Origin of the sequence: Rickettsia endosymbiont of Orchestes rusci (assembly GCF_964030945.1) — a bacterium.
Taxonomy (GTDB): domain Bacteria; phylum Pseudomonadota; class Alphaproteobacteria; order Rickettsiales; family Rickettsiaceae; genus Rickettsia.
This window is the reverse complement of record NZ_CAXIQG010000001.1, coordinates 224345-250215: the sequence shown is the minus strand read 5'-3', so window position 1 is coordinate 250215 and position 25871 is coordinate 224345. Positions and strand designations below refer to the sequence as shown.

Genomic DNA, 25871 nt, shown 5'->3' with positions numbered 1-25871 from the left:
TTTCCTAACCTCTAAATCCAAAGATACTAGATTTTTTTTTGAGCCAGTCTCTTTCAACTGTTAACTGGCCTATTTGCTCAAATAATGATTTAATTAAATCTTCTTGGCCGGTATCTTGTTGTTTAGATTTCGATTTAAATCCAGAAACCATAAAATCTAAAGCTTCTTTCTTCCATTTATAAATCTGATTAGCGTGAACACCATATTTGCTGGTAATTTGAGCTATAGTCATTTCTCCAGATATTGCTTCAATTGCTATTTTTGCTTTTTCTTCTGCGCTATATTTTTTAACTTGTTTTTTCATTTTTTGCTCCTTTTCCTAGGAGATATTATACCTACTTTTCTCTATTTTCTTGTCTAGTTTTTGGGTACCATTATATAGTTTGCAATATTTAACTTCTTTTCTTATAGTAATGCACAACAAATATATTCGAGGATACTATGACGACAATTGTTAATGCTAAGTTAGGTTATGATAACTCTAAACCTACATTTGATCATGATTTTGTAAAAACTAATAGGATATTATCTCTTTCCGGAGGCGGAGTAAAAGGCATAGCTGAATTAGTAGTACTTGTTGAAATTGAAGAAAGAACAGGAAAATCTATATCCGAATTATTTCCTATTATTGCGGGTACCAGTGTTGGAGGATTAATAGCTGCCTTATTAACTATTCCTAAAGAAGAAGGTTCAAAAGAAGCCAAATATTCAGCAAAAGACGCATTAGAAATATTTACTAACAGTGCCTCCGAGATTTTTCCTAATGTATTTTTAGGATCATTAAAACAGATATTTACACATAAATATAGTCAAGCTTCTTTAAAAAAAATATTAGACGAATATTTAGAAAATGATAGGTTAAGCGATACTACTTCTCGTCTTATTATTCCGGTAACCGATTTAAATGCCAAAGAAAAAGAAGCCGCAATCTTTGATAGTAATGATAATTATAGTTCACATGTTAAAGTAAAAGACATAATACTCGCAACAACGGCAGCACCGACTTTTTTTAAACCCGTTACAAATAGGGAATATACTAAAGACCGGCAAGAAGGAGATATGTATGCTTATGCGGATGGGGGACTCGGAGCAAATCGTCCGGCTTATGAAGCTTTAAAAACACTTAAAAAAGGTCATAATAGAACGGAACAAGCAGAAATTCTAGATCATACGATGATTTGTTCTATTAACTTTAATAACGATATAAATGTAAATACGTCAGTACCGAAAATTGGTTTAGACGGAGTGCTAGGATGGTTGATTAAAGGTAAATTAGTAGACAGACTCATGCAGGGTAATGAAAATTTATCTACGGCAGAAGTTAAGGTTGATTTACCGGGAGAAGATGAATTTATTGAAATATCAATCCCTATTACTAAAGAAACTAAGAGCTTGGATAATGCAAATTCCAAAAATATAGAAAATTTGATAGCGGTAGGACAAAAATATATAGCAGAAAATAGCGAATCGATTCAAAAATTATGTGATAATTTACTTGATAATATTAACAAGGAACAAGGGCTTAATACAACAGAAAGCCTTTCTGAAATTACTTCCGATAACGCAAATATTATTGACGTTAGCGATGATGAGGAAGGAGTTGATAAAGAACAAGTTTTAACAATAATACAAGAATATGCTGAAGCATTTTGTGAAAAAAACCCTCTTTTAAAAGAAAATATAGATAAATTTTTTAATGCATTAAAAAATTATACTTACGATGAACTAGAAAAATTAGTCTTAAACTTTAATGAGTTAGGAGACCTTAGTGAAAATGAATTAGAAGCATTTGTGACAAATTTCAATATGTTAGAAAATTATACTAGCAATAACCTACAGAATTTAATTTTAAATTTATCTGAAACTACTAACGAAATCTCAAATACACAAAATAATTTCACTCCCTTTACTAGTTGCAGTATGGAAGCATTAAAGGAAGATTCACCGCTTGAAGGAATTGATATAGAAACAGATGATGTATATGCTTAATCTGTAATAAATAAACATCTATTTAAGCGATAAAGGTCTATAAAGTCCGTCATTGCTAGGAGGCGTTGTTGCATGGCTCGAATTTTCGATGTCATTCTAGCTAAAGGCGGGAATCTAGAAAAAATACTTAAAATAAACAAACTTATATAAAAATTTACTATATAATTCGCTTAAATACTTTTCTGGATTCTCGCCTTTAGCCATAACTGTCCGAAGTTAAAAAATTAAGATTATTAAATAGTACTTTTTTTGCCGTTAATGCTAAAAATACTACTATTTTGATATATAATAGAGTGAAAAACTCAAACAGTTTCTTTATTTATTTTTCAACTTCGGACAGTTATGGCCTTTAGCTAGAATGACATACGACACTTTTTTAGAGCCATGCAACAATGCCACTTGTTTCAGGATGACTTTTATTTCTTGGTGTTTCCTGGATTATTTCGGTTAAAGCCTTACAATAATGCTTTTTGCTTTTTCAATTATTTTATTATCGCTATCTACAGTTAATCTGAAATATTATTATCAAAAAATAAAAAAACTAATTTTTATTTAAAATTCAAGAGTTTATATCTACTATAAATATTTAAATTTTTGTTTTTCCTTTATCTACAAAAAATTAATACCGGATAAAAATGGTGCCGGGAGCTAACTTCAGTCATTGAATAAACAACCTCCTCTACTTTTTATGCATGCATAAAAAATAGAGGACTCCCGGCATAAAAACCAAGATTTTTTAAAGTTGGTATTATCAATGATGGAAGTTAAGCATCATTAGAGTAGACATGATACCTAAATAATAGAAATAGTCAAGTAATAAATTAATTTATAGTATCAAAAAATGCGAATTAAGATTAAGAATTATCTTCTAGTATTAATATGAATTTCCGGCAGTTTTTTATAGCCTCAATTATAATGAAAATATTGACACTAAAACGGCGATATGTAACCATTAAATTTTATTTTAAATCTGACCAGATGCGGTTTTTAGCAATATAAAATAATATAGTAAATACTACTAAAAACATCATTACTTTAAGTCCCATCGATTTACGGTGTTCCATTTCCGGCTCTGCTGCCCATTGCAAAAATACGGCAACGTCTCTACTCATTTGCTCAATAGTTGCAGGCGTGCCGTCTATATAAGTCACCTGCCCGTTTATAAGCGGCGGCGGCATAGCAATTTGATCATTGGCAAAATACGGATTATAGCTTAGCCCCGCCATTAATTTAAAGCCGGCAGGTGCATCGGCATAACCGGTAAGCAAAGAATATAAATAATCGGCTCCGTCATGACGGGCTTTAATAATCAATGACAAATCAGGCGGATAGGCGCCGTTATTCGCACTTCTCGCCGCCTGCTCGTTCGGATAGGGATGTACAAAATGATCAGCCGGCAAAGCCGGTCTATCAAACATTTCACCCTCATCGTTCGGACCGTCCTTAACGGTGTAACCTTTGGCTATTTCCTTTATTTCATCTTCGGAAAAACCGATATCTTTCAAGTTCCGGTAAGATAAATTATATAGCCCGTGGCAAACGCTACATACTTCTTTATAAACCTGAAAACCCCTTTGTGCTGCCTCACGGTCAACACTACCGAACACCCCGTCAAACGGCCAATTCATCTTTTTCGGCGGCAAAGCTTCGTTGCCTAGCGTTAAGCTGGAAGTTAGTAGTATAAAAATAGAAATGAGAAGTTTATTAAGCATATATATATTTTAGAAACGAATTAAAAATTTATCATACAGAATCCAATATGCCCACCCAAAACATAATGCCATTGGCAGTACAGTACAAATAGTAATGAATGATTTTTGTGTACGATATATTATTTTAAAATTTAATTGTTTATCCCATATAGTAGAGTTAGTATTAACAAGTTCTTTATATGATAAATAAGTAGCTAATTCTTCTAATAAAGGCAATCCATAAAATAGCCCTTTCTGAAATACCAACAGTTCTCTTTTTAGTAACGAGGAAAAATTATAGTCAGAATTATCTAAATTCACTATTTTTATACCAAATATTTTTTTACCTAAGGTATTACCAAAACAATATATAAATATCGAATTTATTAATATACCAGCCACAACGAGTAATATACCAATAGTATACACTCTAATAATATATCCTTCAGGTATAGTATTTCCCCAAAATTCTAAAATTTTTGTAGCAGAATATTTTATAAAAGAATCAGAATTTCCTGTAATACTTAAAATTACAAGTATTACACCTATTATAAAATCATATATAAGATAATCCAGCATCCTCGCCGCCCATCTCCTCCAAGCATGTGAGGCTGTTACTTTCTGGGGTTCAGTCCAGTTTGTATTTTTCATAATAATGCTCTCAATGTCATTTCCATGCGGAATTGTTGCATGGATGGTAAAATGTCCGAAATGTCATTCCGGCAACGGCGGGCGTTGTTGTATGGCTCGAATTTTTGCAAAGTATTTTGGTGTCATCTAGTTGCTTGACCACGGCATCCAGTCTTTTTACTAAGATTTTTTCTGGATACCATGGTCAAGCCCACTACTGTACGAACGTTGAAAAAAGGCTGTGTCATGCCGTGACTTGATCACGGCATCCAGGAAAATAAAGCCATATTAGACTTATTTTAGAATCTTTTTATGATATTATAAGCTGGATTCCGTGGTCGTAGCCACGGAATGACAGAATTTTTACCTCTTTATTTAAACGTTCGTACACTAGTGGGTCAAGCCACGGTATGACATCGTACTTATAATAACCATAATACGGTAAATTATGAGCCATGCAAAGCCCCACCTTTAGCTAGAATGACACCACAAACAATTACCTATCCACGTAACAATACTTATATATCCTCCGGCAGCGGCAACGGCTTTTCGTATTTGCTAATTAACGGTAATGCTACTAAAAAATGGAAGAAATAATAGCTTGCGGCAAAACGACTTAACGTAATATACGGCTCTTCTGCCGGTTGACCGCCTAAATAACCGAGTAGTAAACAATCTGCAATAAATATCCAGAAAGCAACGCGATAGATAGGTCTGTAATTGCTACTCCTTACCTTTGAGCTATCAAGCCAAGGTAGAACAAATAACACAAATATACTTGAAAACATCAGCAATACCCCGCCAAGCTTTGACGGCACGGCTCGCAATATTGCATAGAAGGGTAAAAAATACCATTCAGGGACGATATGTGCCGGCGTTACTAACGGGTTCGCCGGTATATAATTATCGGGATGCCCTAGATAATTCGGCTGATAAAAGATAAAATAGGCAAATATTATAAAATAAACGCCGAATCCGACAAAATCCTTAACAGTATAATATGGATGAAAAGGAATAGTATCTTTAAGCGTTTTAACATCGATACCTTTCGGGTTATTCGAGCCGTGCCTGTGCAGAGCAACTAAATGTAACATCACTAAAGCGACAATAATAAACGGCAGCAAATAATGCAGCGCAAAGAATCTATTAAGAGTGGGGTTATCAACCGAAAATCCACCCCACAGCCAGGTAACTATAGATTTACCGACAAATGGAATGGCGGAAAATAAATTAGTAATTACCGTTGCACCCCAGTAACTCATTTGTCCCCAAGGGAGTACATAGCCCATAAAAGCCGTTGCCATCATGGTTAGGAAAATAATAATACCGATATGCCAAAGCAATTCACACGGCGCTTTGTAGGAACCGTAATATAACCCTCGGCAAATATGCAAATATACGGCAGCGAAAAACATCGAAGCCCCAACCGCATGCGCATAACGTATTAGCCAGCCGTAATTAACGTTACGCATTATTTTCTCGACGCTATCAAATGCGTAATCGACATGAGGCGTATAGTGCATAGCTAAAACTACACCGGTAATTATTTGAATTACTAACGCAATGCCGGCTATCGAGCCTAAATTCCACAAATAACTTAAATTTTTAGGAGTTTGATACTGACTAAAATGTTTTAAGAAGGAAAAAACGGGTAATCTATAGTCAATCCATTCTATTATTGAGCCAGAAGATTTTTCCGGAGTATTATTTTCGTGCATAAATAATTATCCGATTCTGATTTTTTTATCGCTGATAAAGCTATAAGGCGGAATTGCTAAATTTAAAGGCGCAGGACCTCTACGGACTCTACCGGAAGAATCATATTGCGAACCGTGGCACGGGCAAAACCAGCCGTCATACTCACCTTGATTAGCCAAAGGAACACATCCCAAATGCGTACAAATGCCGATTGTTATTAGCCAATTATCATGCCCGGCTTTAACTCTATCTTGATCCGCTTCGGGATCGATTAACTCCGACAATTTAACATTCCTTGCTTCGGTAATTTTATCAGGAGTGCGATTAGTAATAAAAACAGGTTTCCCTTGCCATTTCACGGTAACGGTTTGACCCACGGCAATGTTAGATAAATCAACTTCAATTGATGATAAAGCAAGCACATCGGCAGAAGGATTTAAGGAATCAATTAACGGCCACGCAGTACAGACTGCTCCAACCGCTGCTATACCGGTAGCGGATAGTACCATAAAGTCCCTACGTGTCTGCTTATTTGATTCGTCTTCCAAGAATTGCTCTTTCATTTTATCAGGGATTCGCATGCTCACTTATTAAGTATAAGCTGCGCTTGCTCACCCCTCAAAATAAAATTCAATTCTTGAAATACTTTCCATATATTTATATTATCTTCAGTATTTGACATAAAAGTAGAAGTAGATTTTATTTAATATTTTTTTATATGTTAGGATAAAAACATATTTATAGTTTACTAATTATTATTATCAGTAGTAGTATTTTTAGCCGGGTCATAAGGATTTACTACAGGAGTAGCAGGTTCCGGTATTGTCCCATCCGGTTGGTTTTGTATAAGCTTATCCATGCTTTGTTGCAATTGTTTTTCACCGGTACCCTCTCTAACTTCATATTTTCCCGGGTCGCCCAAACAATCCCAAAATCTAACCAGATGATTCCAGTCAGCTCCGAGTTTTGGAGTACAATTTTGAGCAGCTGCTTTTGTCTGTTCCAACTCCTCTGAAACAGTTTTAGTTACATAATCTATAAACCCTATATCGTCAAGCCCCTTTGCTACATAATATAGTATGATTAATGATGTAATTGCCACCATTAAGTACCATTTGCTAATAATACCCCAGAGAAACAATCCCATAGGGTTAGCCGCAATTAGCCTTCTTAAAGCTTGCCACATAAATTTTTCCCAACAATTATCAATATATACTCAAATATCTTATACTATCACTTCAATAAAACAAAGAAAATAACTTAATATGCTCTAAATACTATAAATATTTCTAATTAAATACACGGATAAAAAAAATAAAATCGGTAAAAATATTAAATTGATGCCGGTCATAATAAAAATCAATCCCAAATTATCATGTATGTTATTATTTTGCAAAATTAAACCGGTCATTATTACACTCGGTATTAATAAAGGCATAATAAACATACCGAGAAAATTAGCATTAGCCCTAAAATAGCTTTGCATACTACTTGATAAGACAACTAAAGCACTTGCTAACATGAATAAAAGGCATAAGCTAATAAACAAATATATAATTTCCGATAGTTGCAGGCTAAAGAAAACGTAAATAACCGGCATAACTAAAATTATACCTATAAAACTACTTATCAATATAGCACAAAATTTAGCCAATATAATCTTTTCCGAATTAAAGTTTGATAACAATAACTCTAAACTACCGTCTTCTAAATCAGATTTAAATAAAAGCGGCGTAAAACCGATTAACGAAATTAATAAACAAATTACCGAGAAAACTAAACCGAATTTTTTAATATCATCTTGGTTATTAATTAAACTAGTGCTAATAGTACAAAATAAAAAAAATATAACAAGATATTTAGTAATATTATTAATACGATTTTGCACTAATAATTCCCACTTAATCAATAAAAACAAGTTTTTCATGATCAATTTTAATATTTAGTTAGCTGTTGTGTAGATAGGTTAAGCGTGTTTTATGTCATTCCCATGAAAACGGGGCGTTGTTGCATGGCTCGAATTTTCGATGTCATTCTAGCTAAAGGCGGGAATCCAGCCTTACTTATGTCATGCTGAACTTGTTTCAGCATCTCATTAATAGATCCTGAAATAAATTCAGGATGACTATAATTTTTCTAGATTCCCGCCTTTAGCTAGAATGACATACTGCCGCTTTTATCAAACCATGCAACAAGAGCTCCAGTCGCTCGCAATGACGTTGAGGTATCCACACAAGCAATGTCTCCTCGGTTAGCTCTCATACGTAATTAACATATAAATCAAATACATAATTGCCGCAACGCTAAGACCGATACCTATTTCAATTATAAATATTCCGGCATGCTGGGTCGATAATTTATCGATTGTAAAATTTGCCAGAGAATAATAATTTAAATAGTTATCGTTAAACAATAAGGATATCACGCCGACGGAAGCATATATTATTACCCCTAAAGTCGCAATAAAAAGCAAAGAATCGGTAGAGAAATATTGTTTTTTACTATCACCGTAAACTAAATCAAAGCCGATAAGGCTTGATGCAAATATAACACCCGCTTGAAACCCGCCCCCAGGTGAGATCTCACCGTTAATTTGAATATATAAACTGTATAAAAATATATAGGGCAATGCAAAAAGCGTAACGTTACTAATAATCGGATAATTTTTAAGCATTTTTATTTTTCCTTGATAGTAATAATAATACCGAAATTCCGGCAATTAAAATTACGCTAGTTTCTCCAAGAGTATCAAACCCCCTATAGCTTGCAAGCAGCGCTGCAACAAATGAGTCTATACCGATATCATTACTAGTATTTTCAATATAATATTTACTTAAATGCGTGTGTAGAGGTGCATTAATGTCGCCGTAATGCGGTAATTCAAGCCCTACATAAAGCATTGTTATTATAAAAGCTAAGCATATAATAGCTGCCGGAATAATTTTTGCCGAAGCAATTTTTATTTTTTTGATATTATCTTTTAGCTCTAGCGGTAATTTCTTTAACAGACTTAAATATACGCAAGTCGATAGACAGGCTCCTAGTGCCGTTTCGGTCATGGCAACATCCGGTCCGTCCATAAGAAGATAAGATAAGCTAATAAGTAAACTAAATACCGACATAGCAATTACCGTTTCTAATAAATTTTTAGCAATAACAAGTTTTATGGAGATAATAACCAATAAAAGAGCGATTAGATTAAGTAAATAATTACTTAACTCAAAATCTATAATTGCCGGAAAATTAAAAAAAGAATTATTCATTTTTGTATTTATTTTCTTTTTTCAGAAATGAGCTACCTCTGGATGTCATTCCCGCGAGGCAATGCCCGCGTGGATCGTTAAACGTCATTGCAAGCGACTGGAAGCGTTGTCATATGGCTCGAATTTTCAATGTCATTCTAGCTAAAGGCGGGAATCCAGAAAAATTATAGTCATCCTGAATTTATTTCAGGATCTATTAATGAGATGCTGAAACAAGTTCAACATGACATAAGTAAGGCCGGATTCCCGTTTTCACAATTATAGTCATCCTGAATTTATTTCAGGATCTATTAATGAGATGCTGAAACAAGTTCAGCATGACATAAGTAAGGCCGGATTCCCGTTTTCACGGGGATGACATCGAAAATTTGAGCCATGCAACAACGCCGGGCAACTATCATAAAGACATTAATACCGACTTATAACTGTTTTTTCTCTTCAATAAGCTCGAAAACTTCAACTACGTCGCCTTCTTTTATATCTTCGTAATGTTCAAAAGCTATACCGCATTCAAAATTTTCTCTAACTTCTTTAACTTCTTCTTTAAAACGTTTTAGAGTTTTAAGCTTGCCTTCGTGAATTACCACATTATCACGCAATAAGCGCACGCCGGCACCTTTCTTTATAACTCCTTTCGTTACATAAGAGCCGGCTATTTTTCCGACTTTTGAAACGTTAAATACTTGTCTAATTTCTACCGAACCGATATATTGCTCTCGAATAATGGGATCAAGCATACCGCTCATTATCGCTTTTATGTCATCTAATAAATCGTATATTATACTATAGTACCTAATTTCCACCTTTTCTTTTTCCGCCATTGCCGTAGCATTATTACCGGCTCTAACGTTAAAGCCAAGCACAATAGCCTTGGAAGCTTGCGCTAATGTTATGTCGGATTCCGTTATCGGTCCTACCCCGCTATGCAGAACTCGAAGTTTCACTTCATCATTCGGTAATTTTAACAAGCTACCGCTAATAGCTTCAACTGAACCGTGAACATCCCCTTTAATAATTACCGGCAATTCTTTTATTTTACCCGTGCCGGCAGCTTTAAGGAATAACTCCTCCAAGCTTGATCGCGGAGCAATAGAGATTTTACGCTCTTTTACGATACGTGTGCGATATTCTACGATATCTTTTGCTTGTTTCTCATTTTGAACTACGTTAAATTTATCACCCGCATGCGGAACTTCATTTAAGCCGTAAACTTCAACCGGTACAGACGGTAATGCTGAATGTATTTCTAATCCTTTATCGTTATTCATTCGTTTAACTTTACCGTAAGAAGTACCGGCAATTATTATATCACCGTTTTTTAAGTTACCTTGTTGTACTAATATAGTTGCAACTATGCCTTTTCCCTTTTCAACTCTTGATTCGATCACGACTCCGGCTGCGGCACCGACCGGATTTGCTTTAAGATCTTGCATTTCGGCAACTAGTAAAATTGCCTCTTCTAATTTATCTAAATTTATTTTTTTCAAAGCAGAAACCGGTATAACCATAACATCCCCGCCAGTCTCATCACTTATAATTTCATGAACAAAAAGCTCATTTTTAACCTTCTCAATATCGATATCGGGCTTATCAATTTTATTAATGGCAACAATTATAGGAACATGAGCAGCTTTGGCATGATTAATTGCTTCGATGGTCTGAGTTTTAATTCCATCGTCTGCGGCAACTACTATTATTACTATATCCGTTACTTGCGCTCCTCGACCGCGCATTTCCGAAAAAGCTTCATGTCCGGGGGTATCAATAAAAGTAATGGCTTTACCGCCCTCCAAAGTAACTCTATAAGCACCGATATGCTGAGTAATTCCGCCGGTTTCCTGTGCCGCAATATCGGTAGATTTTAAAGCATCGAGTAATGAAGTTTTTCCGTGATCTACGTGACCCATAACAGTCACAATAGGAGCGCGCGGCTTTAAATCTTCATCTTTTTCATTTTTATTAATTAAAATATTTTCAATATCCGATTCTTGAACTCTTTTTACCGTATGACCTAAATTTGTAGCGACTAATTCCGCCGTATCTGCATCGATCATTTGGCTGGTATTTGCCAAAATCCCTAATTTCATTAGTTCTTTTATAACATCAACAGCCCGCTCCGACATACCGCTTGCTAAATCGCTAATACTTATAACTTCAGGGATCGTAACTTCTCTATATATTTTTTCCGGTTGCTGCTGCTGCGCTTTTCGTTTCTCTTTGTCTCTAGCTCTTTTTATTGATGCAAGGCTTCTAGTTTTGCCCCCCAAATCACCGCCGTCTTCACCGAGCATATTAAAGATGTCGGTCTTTTTTAATTTCTTTGGTTCTTCAATTTTGATTTTCGGCGCAACTATTTTTCCTTCCGTTAACTTCTCTCTTCCTATATCACTTTCCGATTCAATGCCAAAACGACTACGAACGCCGATCAAAGGAGATTTTACAAAAGCTTCTACTTTCTTTTCAGGTTTTTGTAAGTCTGCATTAGTCGTAGTAGCATCTTCTTGCGTCTCTTCAAACCTTACCGGTTCGGTATCATTTTCAGGCGGTAAATCTTCCGGAGATTCTTCTTTTTGAATGGTCGCTTGATTCATACTAGCAAGTCTGCTTAAAGTGCTTATAGGCGCATTTTCGTTAGACCTTGCCTGCTCTGCAGCTTTTTTAAGAATAGATAAACGCCTATTAAACTCTTCATTAGTCGATTCTAAATTTTGATTTGAGTTATTTTTTTCTTTACCTAAAGAAAGTGTACCGCAGGTTACGGTACTTTTTCTAACTTCAACTAATGTTCTAGATTTAGAATTAACAAAGCTTTGAGGCCCACTAAGAGACTCAATAGGTTTATTAAGCGATAGTTTTGAATTGCCAAGCGTCAACTTTTTGGGTTTGATTTCCTGGTTATTCGTCATAAATGTTAAACCTTTCCGTAGCAATATTATATTTAGTATAAAGTTTCTCGAAATACGAGTAGTATAACTTTACCGCCTATAATTAGCAATTATTAAATTATTATAGTCAATTCAGTCAAGCCAGCGTTGTTGCATGGATCGAAAAAAGTGTTAATTTGTCATTCCCGTTTTCAGACGTTGTTGTATAATGTCATTCTAGCTAAAGGCGGGAATCTAGAAAAATTATAGTCATCCTGAATTTATTTCAGGATCTATTAATGAGATGCTGAAACAAGTTCAGCATGACAAGACTAGATTCCCGCCTTCGGGCGTTGTTGCATGGCTCTAAAAAAGTGCCGTATGCCATTCTAGCTAAAGAAGGGAATCCAGAAAAATTATAGTCATCCTGAATTTATTTCAGTATCTATTAATGAGATGCTGAAACAAGTTCAGCATGACATAAGTAAAGCTGGATTCCCTCCTTTAGCTAGAATGACACCGAAAATTTGAGCCATACAACAACGCCCCGTTTTCACAAGAATGACATATTCAACTAACTATATTATCCTTTTCTTGACTCTCTTTAAATTCTCCGTGTTGACGGGCGGTTTTAATTAACAATTTAATGTTTTCATCCGTCATATTAGAATTCGGAGCTAAAGTTTTAAATTCGGTTAAATTCACTTCTCCCAAATCTTCTATTGTTTTTATGCCGTACTCGGCAAATTTTAATATAGCATCAGGTTGAAGTTCTAATATATCTATTAATTCTTGTTCAACTCCAAGCTCTTCAAGCTTTTTAACAATTTCTTCGTTTTTAATATCAACGTAATCAACCGCTCTTTTTTTGATCTCTATAGCAAGCTCTTCTTCAAAACCTTCGATCGCCGTTAGCGAATTAATTTCACTATTTGCTATTTGCTCGACGGAAGTAAATCCCGTAACCGATAAAAGTTGAGCTATAACTTCTTCAACATCTAAAGCTTCCATAAATAATTCTGTTGAAGTTACAAATTCATCATTTCTTCTTTTTGATTCTTGCTCTTCCGTCATTATATCGATATTCCAGCCCGTTAGCTTTGAGGCTAAGCGCACATTCTGCCCTCGCCTGCCGATAGCTATACTTTGATTTTCCTGAGATACTACAACTTCCACCTTTCTCTTATCTTCATCAATTAAAATTTTGGTAATTTCTGCCGGTGCCAAAGCATTAATTACGAATTGAGCAACGTTATTAGTCCATAATACTATATCTATCTTCTCACCGTTTAGCTCATTTGTCACCGCCCGAACTCTATTACCTCTAATACCGACACATGACCCTACGGGGTCAACACTGGTATCCGAAGCAAATACCGCTATTTTAGCTTTTGAACCCGGATCACGTGCTACTGCTTTTATTTCGATAATATTATCATAAATTTCCGGTACTTCTAATTCAAATAGTTTAATTAACATTTGATTATCGGTTCTAGATAAGAAAATTTGCGGTCCTTTAGCTTCTAATCTTACATCTTGTACATAAGCTTTAACACGATCATTAATTTTAAAGCTTTCTCCTCTAATTAATTGCTCTCTTTTAAGGATTGCTTCGGTACGCCCCAAATCAACAAATACATCACCATATTCTATTCTTTTAATTATACCGTTTATAATTTCACCTTTTCTATCTTTGAAATCATAATATTGTTTTTCTCTTTCTGCTTCTACCATACGTTGGGTTATTACTTGCTTTGCAGCTTGCGCCGCCACCCTTGCATGATCGATCGGCGGTAAGTATTCATATATCTCATCACCGATTTTAGCATCCGCTGTTTTTTCAAGGGCATCCTTCAGAGAAATCTGAGTTAAATAATCTTCTACCTTTTCTACTATTTCAAGAACTCTTAAAAGATTTATTTCACCTGTCTTCTTATTAATTTGCGCTTTAATATTATATTCGTTACCGTATTTTTTTCGTCCCGCAACCTGGACTGCTTGCTCAACTGCCGAAATTAAATTTTCTTTTGATATACCCTTTTCACGAGCTACGGAATCTATAATTTGTAAAATTTCTACATTACCTATGTTAGACATAAATTTTTACCATAAATTTAGTATATTTTTAATGCAAATAAAGTTTTTACGCTATTTTTTGCCTAGTAATTCCTTAAACATTTCATCAGTTAAAACTAAAGAAGCATTTTTAATTAAGTTAAAATCAATTACTAACTCTTCTCCTTTAAGATTTACGTAAACTTTATCATCTTCGGCTTTAATTATCTTACCTTGATAACGAGTTTTACCGTTTAATAATGCTTTAAGTTTTATATTAACTTCTCTACCGCTAAATCTATTATAATCTTCAAATTTCACTAATGGGCGTTCCACACCGCTTGATGACACTTCTAAATTATATGCGTCATCAATAATATCTTCTACATCAAGAATAGCGGAAATATTTTGGCTAACTTTTCGGCAATCTTCTATCGTTACTTTTTCGCCGTCTAACCTATCAATTAATATTTCAAGTGTTTTATAATTTAATCCTCGCAAACGTACAACCACCGGCTCAAACCCCATAGTTGTTAGGGTTTCTTCTATCAAGCTTATTATTTCTTGTTCAATGGATTGCATTTTTAAATTTTACTTATTATTGGTTACAGCTAAATTCAGAAAGCTTCCGACAAGATGAATTTGAGGAAGGGCCTGCGCAGCGTACTGGAGTACGTGAGTACAGGCGAATGCCGAAAAATTTACTTGTATCAAGCGATCGCGATGACGCTGTACCCCAAAGTGTTCCAGTATCGTGGTCAACCAAGCCTTGTTGTGTGAAGCGTAAAAACGCTCTCGATGTCATTCCCGCCTACGCGGGAATGACATACTACCGCTTTTATCAAGCCATGCAACAATGCAGGTACAAGCAACTAGATGACAATTTTCATGGTATACTTTAAGTATACCACCAACAAAAAAGGTGGGTTAACCCACCTAATTTCCCACCCATATATCGTATTATAAGCAAGATACACCAGTTAGAATATATTAGCAATATTTAATTCAAAATTATGAAATTTTTCGTCTCCCGTAGATTAAAAATTCTTTATTACCTTTTGCCCCTAAAATAGGACTGGCTATTATACCGAATATTTTAAAATTATGCTCGCGCTCAAGCCATGAACTAATTTTATCGCATACTTTTTGATGCAAAAGAGAGTTTTTAATAATCCCGCCTTTTTCTACTTCATGCTTTTCAACTTCAAATTGGGGCTTTATTAAAGCCACAAGCTCACAATCTTGTTTAGCCAGAGTTAAAGAAGCCGGCAATATCGTTGTTAAACTAATAAAACTAGCATCACAAACGATTAAATCAGGCGGGGTAGTAATCTGTTTATCGGTTAAATAACGTGCATTAGTTCGCTCTAACACTATTATACTTGGATTATCTCGTAATCTATGATGTAATTCTCCGTAACCGACATCTACGGCAAAAATTAATTTCGCTTTTCTCTCAAGTAATATTTCGGTAAAACCACCGGTACTGCTGCCGATATCTAGACAAACCAAATTTTGCGGATTAACTTTAAAATGATCTAAAGCGGCAATTAGTTTTAAAGCTCCTCGTGATACATAATTATGCTGCGGCTGTTTCACGGTAATATTAGTACTATTAACAGCAACTTGCATGCCCGGTTTAGTTAATTGCGTAAATTCGTTATGTACCTTCCCTTGTATGATCAGGCTTTGCGCTAAATTAATGTTTTCAACGAGACCCGACTTTAATAAATATTCATCAAGCCTAATTTTACTCATAATATACCTAAGTGAAATTAAAGTCCGTCATTGCGAGGAGGCAATGCCCGCGTGGATACCCTAAACGTCATTGCGAGGAGGGACGAAGTCCCGACGTGGCAATCTAGTCCTTGTCATGCTGAACTTGTTTCAGCATCTTTTTTTAGTAGATCCTGAAATAAATTCAGGATGACTATGTTTTTCTGGGTTGCCACAGCTACTTCGTGGCTTCGCCATGACGGATTTTTATTATTTTTCGAGCCAGGCAACAACGCTAGTGCCTCCTCGCAATAACGGTTTCTTGTTATGTTTTTATTCAGCCTTAACCAGTATGTGCTTCTTCTTACCGACGGAAAGCTTAATTACCTGTCCATCCAATAAAAAATTACTGTTAATTAACATATTTTCATCAAGCACCGTTTGATCGTTAACTTTGCTGCCCTTACCTCTAATTAATTTACGGCTTTCGGATTTTGAAGAGCTAAGCCCGGCTTTATAAAATAATTCAAATGCCGGAATACCTAGTTGCAATATTTGCTGCTCAATAATAATAGTCGGTAAATTCTCGTCAATTTCTCCTTGTTCAAACAATTTAATTGACGTCTCTAACGCCGATTTTGCCGCCCCCTCTCCGTGACAAAGTTTGGTCAAATTAAAAGCTAATTGTTTTTTTGCACCGTTAATATCCGACTCTGCCAAATTTTCAAATTCCGCTAAAGCATTTTTCGATAACTCACTATATAGCCGAGCAAATCGTACAACATCCGCATCTTCACAATTACGCCAATATTGATAATATTCGTAGGGACTTAAAAGGTCTTCGTTAAGCCATACCGCTCCACCGACCGACTTACCCATTTTATCCCCTGAAGAAGTCGTAAGTAGCGGCGTCGTCATCCCGAATACTTCTCTGCCGGTTAGCTTTCTGATAAGCTCGGCACCCATCACTATATTACCCCATTGGTCACTACCGCCTAACTGCAATACGCAATCGTAATTTTTGCTTAAATGGTAAAAATCATAAGCTTGCAATAACATATAGTTGAATTCTAGAAAACTTAAATGCTGCTCACGATCTAAACGTAACTTTACCGAATCCATCGTTAACATCCGATTAACGGAAAAAAACGCGCCGAAATCTCTTAAAAAATCCAAATAATTAAGAGAATCTAGCCACTGCGAATTATCTAGCATAATAGCGTCGCTTTCACCGCTACCGAACTTAATAAATTTCGACAAAGATTTTTTAATACCTTCGGCATTTTTGACAATATCTTCTTTAGTTAGAGCCTTACGTTCTTGATTTTTACCCGAAGGGTCACCGATTTTACTAGTACCGCCACCGATTATCACGATCGGTTTATGTCCCCATTGCTGCAGCAGCCGCAAAATCATTATCTGCATTAAACTACCGATATGTAGCGACGTAGCCGTACAATCAAAGCCGATATAAGCGGCTATTTTTGTTTCTGCCGTTATAGCGGTTAGCCGCTCAAGGTCGGTGCATTGGTGCAAATATCCTCTATTTGCAAATTCTTTAATAAAAGTCATATGTATTTTTTAGTTTACGGTAATTTATAAAGTTAATGTTTGAATATTATATATACTATTATTTAATTTAATTGTATTATAAATTATAATACAATGCTAGTATTTAATGTAATAATAATTTAAATGGTATTTTTATATGTATATTAATACACTTACTATTACCTCTCAAGGGCAAGTATCTTTACCAAAGAAAGTAAGAGAAGTTCTAAATAGTAATATTATCTCTATCGAAATTAATGAAAGTAATCAAGTCATATTATCCCCTATTTCCGATGTTGGCGGTGCACTTGCCGCTTATAAAAAAGATTCCAAACTTTCATTCAATGAAATAAGAGAAAAAGCGTGGCATGAAAATATCTCTCAAACTCTCAAAAAGAATGAGAAATATTTATGAAATATCTCTGTGATACAAATTTTATTGCACGATATCTTCTGGCAGATAATCAAGAAATGTTTGATAAGACAAAAATAGTATTTGATAAAGTAAAAACAGGTCATATTACTTTAATAATAGAACAGACTGTATTTACTGAAGTAATATATTTACTATCCTCATTTTATAAAATACCACGTAAAGAAATATCATTAACACTATCCGAAATGTTTACTTATAAAGGAATAAAATGCAAAAAAGAATGTTTTTTAACTGCTTTAGAATATTATACCAGATATAATATTCATATAGTTGATTGCATTTTACTTGCTGAAGCTACACTTGAAAATATTCCTATTTGCACTTTTGATCAAAAATTACTTAAATTAGCTAGCAAGTATGGAATATCAATTAAGAAAAAACTATAAATATTCAAAGTTTATTGTAAATAACGACATTTTGTGTGACAAACTCTTATAGATAAAGGAAAACTAAATCCTATTAAGAACCAAGTTAAATAAAATTGATTGCCAAAATACTTTAAAAAAATATCCATTGCTTTACTAAATTTTATTTAATATATAATTAAAGTTATTATAAATAAAAATTATAGATATGAAAAATATTTTTTATAGATTTATATTAGTTATTTTCTTATCTTTCATAAATCTATCTGCGGTTGCTGCAAGTCTTAACGAAAAGATACCTTTGTATTTTAAGTTAGTTGATGAAAATCTAGCCGGCCAGAATTCTTTAAATATTAATCTGTGCGATACGCGAATTAAAGACTGGTGTACTACCCCTAATAGGGATTTAGGGCTTGCAGGACAAAAAATAAACGAATATGTAACTATTGAACCTAAAATTGCCGGCGAATGGCGATTTGATCGGAATTATAATATAATTTTTACCCCGAAAGAGCATTTTTTAGCTGACCAAACTTATAAAGTCACTATTAATGAAAAGGCTATTTTCCCACAATTTATAAATTTAGATCAGAATAATATCACTTTCAAAACTCTGCCTTTATTACCTATTATCAAAGAAATGAATTATCTGCAAGATAACGACAAAAAGCTTATCCAAACAAAAATAGAATTTAACTATCCTATTGATCCTAAAACTTTAGAAAAAAGACTTAGCTTTGTTAAATCTACTACCACAGAAAAATTATTTTTTTCGGTAAAATTTAATGATAATAACACTGAAGCTACTATTATTACTAATATAAAGTCTTTAGAAGATAGCGAATATATCGTTTCTTTCACCATCGAAGACGGCGTTAAACTATTATATGGCGAGAAAGATTTTTCTCATAAAAACGTTGATACTCAAAAATATTCGTATAAACAACAGGTATTAATACCTAGCCTATCATCATATTTAAAAGTTACAAAAGCAGTAGCTACCATAGTTAAAGATAATAAATATATCCCGCAGCAAATAATAATAGTTACGACTAATGCCCCTATATCAGGTGAAGAGGTTAAAAACCACTTAGAATTATTATTATTACCGAAAGACAAACCGGCTTCTTCTCAAGGAAGCTTAGGGAAAAAGGATTATGCTTGGCAAAGCCCGAAGGAAATTACCGATGATATACTGAAGAAAGCCGAAAAAGTAAATTTTGAACTTTTGCCCACTGCTTCAAAAAATAACACATTAGACCGCTTGCATAACGTAGCTAATAAAGAGGAATTTGAAGGAAACACGGAACGCAGCACCGCAGCGTACTCTAACGTACGTGAGGATGCGAGTACCGGCTTGACGTACAAATTACCTTTAGAAGCAAGTTATGCAACAGGTCTAATACACAGCTTTAAAATTAATACTATTCCCTCTAGGTATTTGTTACTTAAAATAAAGCAAGGCATGGAAGCTAAAGGAAATTTAGTTTTAGGAAATGATTACAGCCAAATACTGCAAGTACCTAACGAGCTTAAAGAAGTTAAATTAATGTCTAACGGCTCAATATTATCGCTTTCAGGTGAGAAGAAACTTTCAGTTTACTCCGTCGGTATAGATAAATTACACGTAGAAATCGATAAAATTAACCAAGCTGATATTAACCACTTAATCAGTCAAACTAGTAGATATAATAGCTTCCAAAATCCGACATTTATCAATGAATATTCTTTCAACGAATATAATATTTCTGAAGTATTTGAAGAAGATATAGCTATAGACTCTAAAAATACCGACTTACCTAGTTATTCTACGCTAGATTTCGGTAAATATTTAAAACTTGGCTCTTCAGATTCTTATAGCAAAGGTTTATTCCTAACAAAAGTTTCTTATAAAGATGAAAGAGGTAACAAGGTAGCAGAAGATAAAAGATTAATTTTGGTAACCGATCTTGGATTTATAGTTAAAACCGATAAAGACGGTTTGCAGCATATATTTGTTTCCTCTATCAGCACAGGTAAGCCGGCACAAGGCGTTAAGGCGGATATTATAGGTCTTAACGGTGAGATAATAGCAAGCGGTATAACGGACGGTGACGGTCATACGACTTTGCCCGCCATTCGTGCCGGCATTCGGGATTTCACTAGAGAAAAGAAACCTATTGCTTACGTGCTAACGGGCGGTGATGATTTTTCTTTTATGCCGTATGGGCGAATTGATCGGGAAGTTAATTATTCACGCTTTGATGTATCGGGAGCGCAAAGCTCACCTGAAGGGCTGAAAGCTTATTTATTTTCCGATCGCGGAATTTATAAACCAGGAGAACGCGGCAATATAGGGATATTAGTGAAACAAAGTAACTGGCAAAGCAAGTTTAACGGCTTACCGCTAGAGTTGCAAGTTACCAATCCGCGCGGAAAAATAATAGATAAAAAGAAAATAGTGTTAAATGAAGAGGGATTTACACAGTATTTATTCCAAACTAGCGAAGACTCTTTTACCGGTTCATATAACATAGATTTATATTTAGTTAAAGATAAAGACGCAACTAATTACCTTAATAATTTATCCGTAAGAGTAGAGGATTTCCTACCCGATAGAATGAAAATAAACATAGATTTTGATGATGTTAAAAATAAATTATGGATTGCACCGAAAAATCTAAAAGCTACGGTTAGCTTAAGTAATCTATACGGCACACCGGCTTTAAATAGAAAAATTACTTCTTATATTAATGTTAAACCTGCCAAATTTTCGGTAGCTGCTTTTAAGGATTATATATTTTATAGCGGCAAAGAAAACAAAGAAAGCTTTAATGATCGGCTTGGTGATGTTACAACCGATGATAAGGGCGTCGGAATATTTGATTTAAATCTGGCAAAATATAATGGAGCTACTTACAACCTCACTTTTTCAGCCGAAGGATTTGAACCTGATTCAGGAAGAAGCGTTAACGCTAATAAGTCAATTATCGTCTCCCCCTTACCTTATATTATCGGCTTTAAAACCGATAATGATTTAAAACATATCAAACAACAATCGAAGGCTAAGCTCGAATTTATAGCAATAGATAGCTATGGTAACAAAATAGATGCTACAAAATTGCAGCTTATCTTGAAGAAAATTAATTATGTAAATAGCTTAGTTGCAAGCGGTGACGGTAGTTATTCTTATCAATCGACACCGGTCGAAGCTCCTTTATCCTCAACCGAGATTAATATAACAAAAAAGTCCGGCTATATTTATAACCTGCCTACTAAAGAGCCGGGGGACTATGTTATTTATTTAACGGATAAAAATAATACTATTTTTTCTCAGGTGGAATTTTCAATACTCGGCGAAGGGAATGTTACCGCAAATTTAACCGAGAACGCTAACCTTACTTTAAAACTAAATAAAAGTGACTATAAATCCGGTGAAAAAATTCTTTTAAATATTATAGCTCCTTATACGGGCTACGGCTTAATTACTATCGAAACCGATAAAGTCCATAATTTCACCCGGTTTAAAGCAGGTAAAACTAGCAGTATTCAAGAAATTAAAATTCCCGAAGATTTTGCAGGCAAAGGATTTATTAATGTACAATTTATAAGAGAGCTAGACTCTAAAGAAATTTTTGTTTCTCCTTTCAGCTATGCAAGTTTGCCCTTTACTGCCAATATCTATAAGCATGAGCAAAAAATTGAATTAACCGTACCTGACAAAATAAAATCAGGTGAGAAATTGACAGTAGAATATCGCACCTCTAAACCCGGCAAAATTATAATATTTGCCGTTGATGAAGGTATCTTATCTTTTAGCAATTATAAAACGCCCGACCCGCTTAATTATTTTATTAAAGATAAAGCGTTAGAGGTCAAAACTTCGCATATTATGGATTTAATATTACCGGAAAATTCTATTATGATGAAAAGCTTTACGGCAGCCCCCGGAGGCGGTAATTTTATAGATTTAAACAAAAACTTAAATCCGTTTAAAAGATCAGATCAGCCTCCCGTTGCCTTTTGGTCAGGAATTATCGACTCAACGTTAGATAAAAAAGAAGTTACGTTCGATATTCCCGATTATTTTAACGGCACTTTAAGAGTTATGGCCGTTTCGACAACTCTTGATTCGGTAGGTAGCACCGATGCTAAGCTTTACGTTCAATCAGATTTCGTGATTAGCCCGAATTTACCTTTATTCGTTGCACCGACTGACGAATTTATAACTCCCGTAACAATCGCAAATAACGTGAAGGGTTCAGGAAATGCTAAAGTTTCGATAAATATTGAAACAAGCGAAGGGCTTCAAATACTAGACTATCCTCGTGAGATAAAAATAAGTGAAAATAAAGAAACTAGTATTAACGTTAAATTAAAAGCTACTTCACGCCTCGGTTCGGCAAATTTTAAAGTAACCGCCTCTTTGAATAATACGAAATCGGTAATGACTTCTACCGCTAGCGTCCGCCCTCCTCTACCGAACATTACTACTATCGATACGGGATATGCGCCGCTTGATAAAATTACCCTAAAAACCTCTAGAGACTTATATACAGAATTTGCCAAACTTCAGCTATCGGTTGCTAAATCACCGCTAGCTATTACTAGGGGCTTTAAAAGTTATCTTGATAATTATCCGTTTGCTTCTACCGAGCAATTAATAAGCAAAAATTTTGCTAATGTCATATTATATAACGAACAAGAATTAATAAAAACTCTTGAGCTTGAGCGGAAAAAAATTGATGAATCATTATATAAGGCGTTTCAAACTCTCAGCGAAAGACAAAATTATGACGGTGGATTTAATATGTGGGGTAATGCAGCTAGTACTTCAAGCGCTAGTATCTCTGACGATTTTATTTCCGTTTACGCTATGCATTTTTTAACGGAAAGCTCGGCAAAATACTTGCCCGTACCGAGCGATACTTTTACGTCCGGCATAAATTACCTTAAAAATACGGCAAATAGGTCAATTAATTCTTTAAATGCCGCACGAGAAAAAGCCTATGCTATTTATATACTTACCAAAAATAATGAGATCACTACTAATTATATTGCTAATGTTTTAAATTACTTAGAAACTTCTCAGAAAGATATTTGGCGGGATGATCTCACTTCGGTGTATTTAGCAGCTAGCTATAAAATGTTACAAATGAATGAGGAAGCTAATAGTCTCCTTGACAGTTTTACTTTAAATAAACCTATTAACCCGTCCTCGCTTTCAAACTATCAATATTATAATGCTTTGATAAAATATAGTCAGTATCTATATATAATATCACGGCATTTTCCGGAAAGATTGAAGACTATCGACAAATTAATCGTTCAGGAAATTGCTAACTTATCGAATGATAATTATAATAGTTTAGCGGCAAGTTACGCAATTATGGCAAGCATTGCTTATGCCGATAATATAAATAATGTAGAAGAAAGTAGTATTAAGGTTAAAGCCTATAGTCATGATAAAGAACAGCAAGAGCTTTCAATGCAAGGCAATAAAATAATGACTGTAGACTTTGCGGCAAGCGATACTCAAAATTTAGAATTAATTTCATCGACGAAGGGATTCTTTTATCAGCTCTTAACTTCAGGTTTTGATAAGTCGTTAAACGATAATAAAGAGATCAATAAAGGAATTGAGATAACAAGAAAATATTTGGATGAAAATAATAAAGAAGTTAATAAAGTAAAATTAGGCGATAATGTTACTGTTTCTCTAACATTAAGGTCAGGTAATAAGGATATACTTAATAATATTGTGGTGTTAGACTTACTGCCTGCCGGTTTTGAATTATTACCGGCAAATAATACTATAAATATATTACGAGATGACAACAAAACGCTTATATGGCAACCTATCAATATCGAGCGTCGCGAAGATAGAGTAATTCTATTCGGCACTATTCCAAATTACGAAATAAAATATCAATATAAAATAAAAGCTATCAATAAAGGAATATTTGCAACTCCTGCCGTCTATAGCGAATCTATGTATAATCCGAATATTTACTATAGAGGAGTAATCGGCAATATTGTGGTGGAGTAGTTTTTTTTGAGTATGGTGTCATACCATGGTCGGCAATGCCCGCGTGGAACGTTAAACGTCATGGCGAGCCGCTGTGGGCTTTGTTGCATGGCTCGATAAAGCAGCAGTATGTCATTCTAGCTAAAGGCGGGAATCTAGAAAAATACTTAAAATAAACAAAATTATATAAAAATTTACTATATAATTCGCTTAAATACTTTTCTGGATTCCCGCTTTCGCGGGAATGACACCGAAAATTCGAGGCATGCAACAAAGCCGGCTTGACCCACTACTGTACGAACGTTGAAAAAAGGCTGTGTCATGCCGTGACTTGATCACGGCATCCAGGAAAATAAAGCCATATTAGACTTATTTTAGAATCTTTTTATGATATTATAAGCTGGATTCCGTGGTCGTAGCCACGGAATGACAGAATTTTTACCTCTTTATTTAAACGTTCGTACACTAGTGGGCTTGACCACGGTATGACAAGTTTTAAGCGCTTTTAACCATCCACGCGGGCATTGCCTCCTCGCAATGAGGAAACTTACGGTAAAAATGCTTTTTGAATAGGCAATAATTTTAAATCTGGTAGCATCGGCATAATTAAATCTATACCTTTTTTCTCGTTGCTATTGCCGTGTACTAATATAAAAGAGCCTTCTTTTACAATTTCACCTTTGGCGAGCCAACTTTTACTTCCAAGCGGAATAAGACCGAATTTTTTTAATTTCATAACTAATGTCTTATCGGAAATTAAACCGGGAAAGCGGAAAAAAGGCGACGGCGCAATATTATATTGTAATAATATTTTTTCCGTTTCAAAAACTTCCTTTTCAAAATCATTTTTATTAGAAAGCAGGAAATTATTTTCAAACGGAGCATCCTTAAAATAAGGGTGAGTAAGGGAATGATTAACCCAAGTTATTTGTAATTTACCGCTATCCTGTTGTTTTTTTAACCATAAAAATTCATCCGCGTGTTTAACTATCCATAACCCCGATATGCATACGGCGATAGGTAGCGGCTTATGTAATTGATCCGATAGCTCCACTAATTTTTTAAAAAAATCTTCTTCAAAGCTTTTAGAAGAGGGACACATATCAATAGTTAGAAAACAACCCTTTCTTTTATACATTGATTCCGTAGCACCGTAATTTTGCCGGATATAAGGAGGATAACTATATTTATTCAAGGCTTTTAAATAAGGAGTTTTATTTAAAGTTTTTATAATATTACGCTGCTTTTTTTTATTACCGGAAAAGGTTACTTTATTAGCTAAGGATATTTCAGTCTTGAATGAATAAGGGTCTACTAAAACAAAAAATGATTCTGAAAAATGCGTATAAGAACGGATAGCGATTTTTATTTTTTTATTTTGTGTAGAAACCGGTAAGAATATCGGTTTATAATCTTGTATGGCTTCAATTTTTTCATTTCCGTATGATGAGCTACTATATATAAAAATTAATATTACATAGATAAATTTCAATATAGAGGGGGTAAAATATTTTTTCATTCTAGCTTTTCCTATTTAAAAGCTAGAATATACACAGAATATTTAATTTTTGTTAAGTTATTTTTAATAAAATGTTAGTTTTTATTA

23 protein-coding genes and 1 pseudogene are annotated in these 25871 nt (G+C 34.5%); 5 read left to right on the top strand and 19 right to left on the bottom strand.

The window, feature by feature from the left end:
- Positions 1-4: 4 nt before the first annotated feature.
- Entirely contained in the window at positions 5-304 is a 300-nt protein-coding gene (locus tag AAHM91_RS01295) for a transposase (RefSeq protein WP_045812944.1), read from the bottom strand.
- 137 nt (positions 305-441) lie between these two features.
- Here AAHM91_RS01295 and AAHM91_RS01290 point away from each other — a divergent pair, with 137 nt between their 5' ends.
- Positions 442-1989 (top strand): patatin-like phospholipase family protein, encoded by a 1548-nt coding sequence (locus AAHM91_RS01290; protein ID WP_342269612.1) that lies wholly within the window; start codon positions 442-444, stop codon positions 1987-1989.
- Here the strand turns inward: AAHM91_RS01290 and AAHM91_RS01285 are convergent.
- The 10 genes and pseudogenes from AAHM91_RS01285 to AAHM91_RS01240 all read right to left on the bottom strand — a co-directional run bounded on the left by AAHM91_RS01285 (position 1986) and on the right by AAHM91_RS01240 (position 9271).
- Positions 1986-2129 carry a hypothetical protein gene (locus AAHM91_RS01285; protein ID WP_342269611.1) on the bottom strand — a complete coding sequence of 48 codons (144 nt, stop codon included), beginning with the start codon at positions 2127-2129 and terminating at the stop codon, positions 1986-1988. The two genes, AAHM91_RS01290 and AAHM91_RS01285, sit on opposite strands and share 4 nt — an antisense overlap.
- Positions 2130-2948: 819 nt before the next feature.
- Positions 2949-3701, bottom strand: coding sequence for a cytochrome c1 (locus AAHM91_RS01280; protein WP_342269610.1), 753 nt, complete (start codon positions 3699-3701; stop codon positions 2949-2951).
- Positions 3702-3710: 9 nt separating this feature from the next.
- Complete coding sequence (locus AAHM91_RS01275; RefSeq protein ID WP_342269609.1) at positions 3711-4331, bottom strand: RDD family protein; 621 nt, start codon at positions 4329-4331, stop codon at positions 3711-3713.
- 16 nt (positions 4332-4347) lie between these two features.
- The gene (locus tag AAHM91_RS01270) at positions 4348-4473 is read right to left on the bottom strand and encodes a hypothetical protein (protein ID WP_342269608.1); all 126 of its coding nucleotides are present in this window, start codon (positions 4471-4473) and stop codon (positions 4348-4350) included.
- A 147-nt stretch (positions 4474-4620) separates the two neighbouring features.
- Entirely contained in the window at positions 4621-4767 is a 147-nt protein-coding gene (locus tag AAHM91_RS01265; RefSeq protein WP_342269555.1) for a hypothetical protein, read from the bottom strand.
- A gap of 61 nt (positions 4768-4828) precedes the next feature.
- A complete protein-coding gene (locus AAHM91_RS01260; protein ID WP_342269607.1) occupies positions 4829-6028 on the bottom strand; it encodes a cytochrome b in 1200 nt (399 codons plus the stop codon).
- A gap of 6 nt (positions 6029-6034) precedes the next feature.
- Positions 6035-6571: a ubiquinol-cytochrome c reductase iron-sulfur subunit gene (gene petA, locus AAHM91_RS01255; protein WP_341794175.1), complete on the bottom strand. Its 537-nt coding sequence runs from the start codon at positions 6569-6571 to the stop codon at positions 6035-6037.
- A 185-nt stretch (positions 6572-6756) separates the two neighbouring features.
- A complete protein-coding gene (locus AAHM91_RS01250) occupies positions 6757-7194 on the bottom strand; it encodes a DUF2670 domain-containing protein (protein ID WP_342269606.1) in 438 nt (145 codons plus the stop codon).
- Between the two features lie 84 nt (positions 7195-7278).
- Positions 7279-7935, bottom strand: coding sequence for a heme exporter protein CcmB (locus AAHM91_RS01245; protein WP_342269605.1), 657 nt, complete (start codon positions 7933-7935; stop codon positions 7279-7281).
- Positions 7936-8259: 324 nt separating this feature from the next.
- A pseudogene (locus AAHM91_RS01240) lies at positions 8260-9271 on the bottom strand (DUF4040 domain-containing protein).
- A gap of 2 nt (positions 9272-9273) precedes the next feature.
- Between AAHM91_RS01240 and AAHM91_RS01235 the strand changes: the two are divergent.
- A complete protein-coding gene (locus tag AAHM91_RS01235; protein WP_342269604.1) occupies positions 9274-9441 on the top strand; it encodes a hypothetical protein in 168 nt (55 codons plus the stop codon).
- A 249-nt stretch (positions 9442-9690) separates the two neighbouring features.
- On the opposite strand, the gene infB is transcribed toward AAHM91_RS01235, so the two are convergent.
- The 6 genes from infB to tyrS form a co-directional block, all read right to left on the bottom strand.
- Positions 9691-12177 carry a translation initiation factor IF-2 gene (gene infB / locus AAHM91_RS01230; protein WP_342269603.1) on the bottom strand — a complete coding sequence of 829 codons (2487 nt, stop codon included), beginning with the start codon at positions 12175-12177 and terminating at the stop codon, positions 9691-9693.
- 528 nt (positions 12178-12705) lie between these two features.
- Positions 12706-14232, bottom strand: coding sequence for a transcription termination factor NusA (gene nusA, locus AAHM91_RS01225; RefSeq protein WP_253307499.1), 1527 nt, complete (start codon positions 14230-14232; stop codon positions 12706-12708).
- 51 nt (positions 14233-14283) lie between these two features.
- Positions 14284-14772, bottom strand: a complete 489-nt coding sequence (rimP, locus tag AAHM91_RS01220; RefSeq protein WP_342269602.1) for a ribosome maturation factor RimP — start codon at positions 14770-14772, stop codon at positions 14284-14286.
- A 429-nt stretch (positions 14773-15201) separates the two neighbouring features.
- Entirely contained in the window at positions 15202-15948 is a 747-nt protein-coding gene (locus tag AAHM91_RS01210) for a TlyA family RNA methyltransferase (RefSeq protein ID WP_253307496.1), read from the bottom strand.
- Between the two features lie 113 nt (positions 15949-16061).
- Entirely contained in the window at positions 16062-16196 is a 135-nt protein-coding gene (locus tag AAHM91_RS01205; RefSeq protein ID WP_341792812.1) for a hypothetical protein, read from the bottom strand.
- A 43-nt stretch (positions 16197-16239) separates the two neighbouring features.
- On the bottom strand, positions 16240-17478 hold the full coding sequence (tyrS, locus tag AAHM91_RS01200) for a tyrosine--tRNA ligase (RefSeq protein ID WP_342269601.1): 1239 nt from the start codon (positions 17476-17478) through the stop codon (positions 16240-16242).
- A gap of 136 nt (positions 17479-17614) precedes the next feature.
- On the opposite strand from tyrS, the gene AAHM91_RS01195 reads away from it, so the two are divergent.
- The 3 genes from AAHM91_RS01195 (at position 17615) to AAHM91_RS01185 (ending at position 24286) form a co-directional block, all read left to right on the top strand.
- Complete coding sequence (locus AAHM91_RS01195; RefSeq protein ID WP_253307494.1) at positions 17615-17872, top strand: AbrB/MazE/SpoVT family DNA-binding domain-containing protein; 258 nt, start codon at positions 17615-17617, stop codon at positions 17870-17872.
- Positions 17869-18279: a PIN domain-containing protein gene (locus tag AAHM91_RS01190; RefSeq protein ID WP_342269600.1), complete on the top strand. Its 411-nt coding sequence runs from the start codon at positions 17869-17871 to the stop codon at positions 18277-18279. Before AAHM91_RS01195 ends, AAHM91_RS01190 begins: the two co-directional genes overlap by 4 nt.
- 187 nt (positions 18280-18466) lie before the next feature.
- Entirely contained in the window at positions 18467-24286 is a 5820-nt protein-coding gene (locus AAHM91_RS01185; RefSeq protein ID WP_342269599.1) for a palindromic element RPE1 domain-containing protein, read from the top strand.
- Positions 24287-24475: 189 nt separating this feature from the next.
- Here AAHM91_RS01185 and AAHM91_RS01180 read toward each other — a convergent pair whose 3' ends face one another.
- Positions 24476-24604, bottom strand: a complete 129-nt coding sequence (locus AAHM91_RS01180; protein ID WP_342269598.1) for a hypothetical protein — start codon at positions 24602-24604, stop codon at positions 24476-24478.
- A 208-nt stretch (positions 24605-24812) separates the two neighbouring features.
- A complete protein-coding gene (locus AAHM91_RS01175) occupies positions 24813-25784 on the bottom strand; it encodes a polysaccharide deacetylase family protein (protein WP_342269597.1) in 972 nt (323 codons plus the stop codon).
- Between the last annotated feature and the right edge of the window lie 87 nt (positions 25785-25871).

Excerpts from the sequence above, each read along its gene's own strand:
- AAHM91_RS01265 (WP_342269555.1), bottom strand. The coding sequence starts at position 4,767 with ATGGCTCATAATTTACCGTATTATGGTTATTATAAGTACGATGTCATA.
- AAHM91_RS01190 (WP_342269600.1), top strand. The coding sequence starts at position 17,869 with ATGAAATATCTCTGTGATACAAATTTTATTGCACGATATCTTCTGGCA.
- AAHM91_RS01260 (WP_342269607.1), bottom strand. The coding sequence starts at position 6,028 with ATGCACGAAAATAATACTCCGGAAAAATCTTCTGGCTCAATAATAGAA.
- AAHM91_RS01280 (WP_342269610.1), bottom strand. The coding sequence starts at position 3,701 with ATGCTTAATAAACTTCTCATTTCTATTTTTATACTACTAACTTCCAGC.
- AAHM91_RS01290 (WP_342269612.1), top strand. The coding sequence starts at position 442 with ATGACGACAATTGTTAATGCTAAGTTAGGTTATGATAACTCTAAACCT.
- AAHM91_RS01185 (WP_342269599.1), top strand. The coding sequence starts at position 18,467 with ATGAAAAATATTTTTTATAGATTTATATTAGTTATTTTCTTATCTTTC.
- rimP (WP_342269602.1), bottom strand. The coding sequence starts at position 14,772 with ATGCAATCCATTGAACAAGAAATAATAAGCTTGATAGAAGAAACCCTA.
- AAHM91_RS01195 (WP_253307494.1), top strand. The coding sequence starts at position 17,615 with ATGTATATTAATACACTTACTATTACCTCTCAAGGGCAAGTATCTTTA.
- petA (WP_341794175.1), bottom strand. The coding sequence starts at position 6,571 with ATGAAAGAGCAATTCTTGGAAGACGAATCAAATAAGCAGACACGTAGG.
- AAHM91_RS01250 (WP_342269606.1), bottom strand. The coding sequence starts at position 7,194 with ATGTGGCAAGCTTTAAGAAGGCTAATTGCGGCTAACCCTATGGGATTG.
- AAHM91_RS01175 (WP_342269597.1), bottom strand. The coding sequence starts at position 25,784 with ATGAAAAAATATTTTACCCCCTCTATATTGAAATTTATCTATGTAATA.
- nusA (WP_253307499.1), bottom strand. The coding sequence starts at position 14,232 with ATGTCTAACATAGGTAATGTAGAAATTTTACAAATTATAGATTCCGTA.
- AAHM91_RS01295 (WP_045812944.1), bottom strand. The coding sequence starts at position 304 with ATGAAAAAACAAGTTAAAAAATATAGCGCAGAAGAAAAAGCAAAAATA.
- infB (WP_342269603.1), bottom strand. The coding sequence starts at position 12,177 with ATGACGAATAACCAGGAAATCAAACCCAAAAAGTTGACGCTTGGCAAT.
- AAHM91_RS01245 (WP_342269605.1), bottom strand. The coding sequence starts at position 7,935 with ATGAAAAACTTGTTTTTATTGATTAAGTGGGAATTATTAGTGCAAAAT.
- tyrS (WP_342269601.1), bottom strand. The coding sequence starts at position 17,478 with ATGACTTTTATTAAAGAATTTGCAAATAGAGGATATTTGCACCAATGC.
- AAHM91_RS01275 (WP_342269609.1), bottom strand. The coding sequence starts at position 4,331 with ATGAAAAATACAAACTGGACTGAACCCCAGAAAGTAACAGCCTCACAT.
- AAHM91_RS01210 (WP_253307496.1), bottom strand. The coding sequence starts at position 15,948 with ATGAGTAAAATTAGGCTTGATGAATATTTATTAAAGTCGGGTCTCGTT.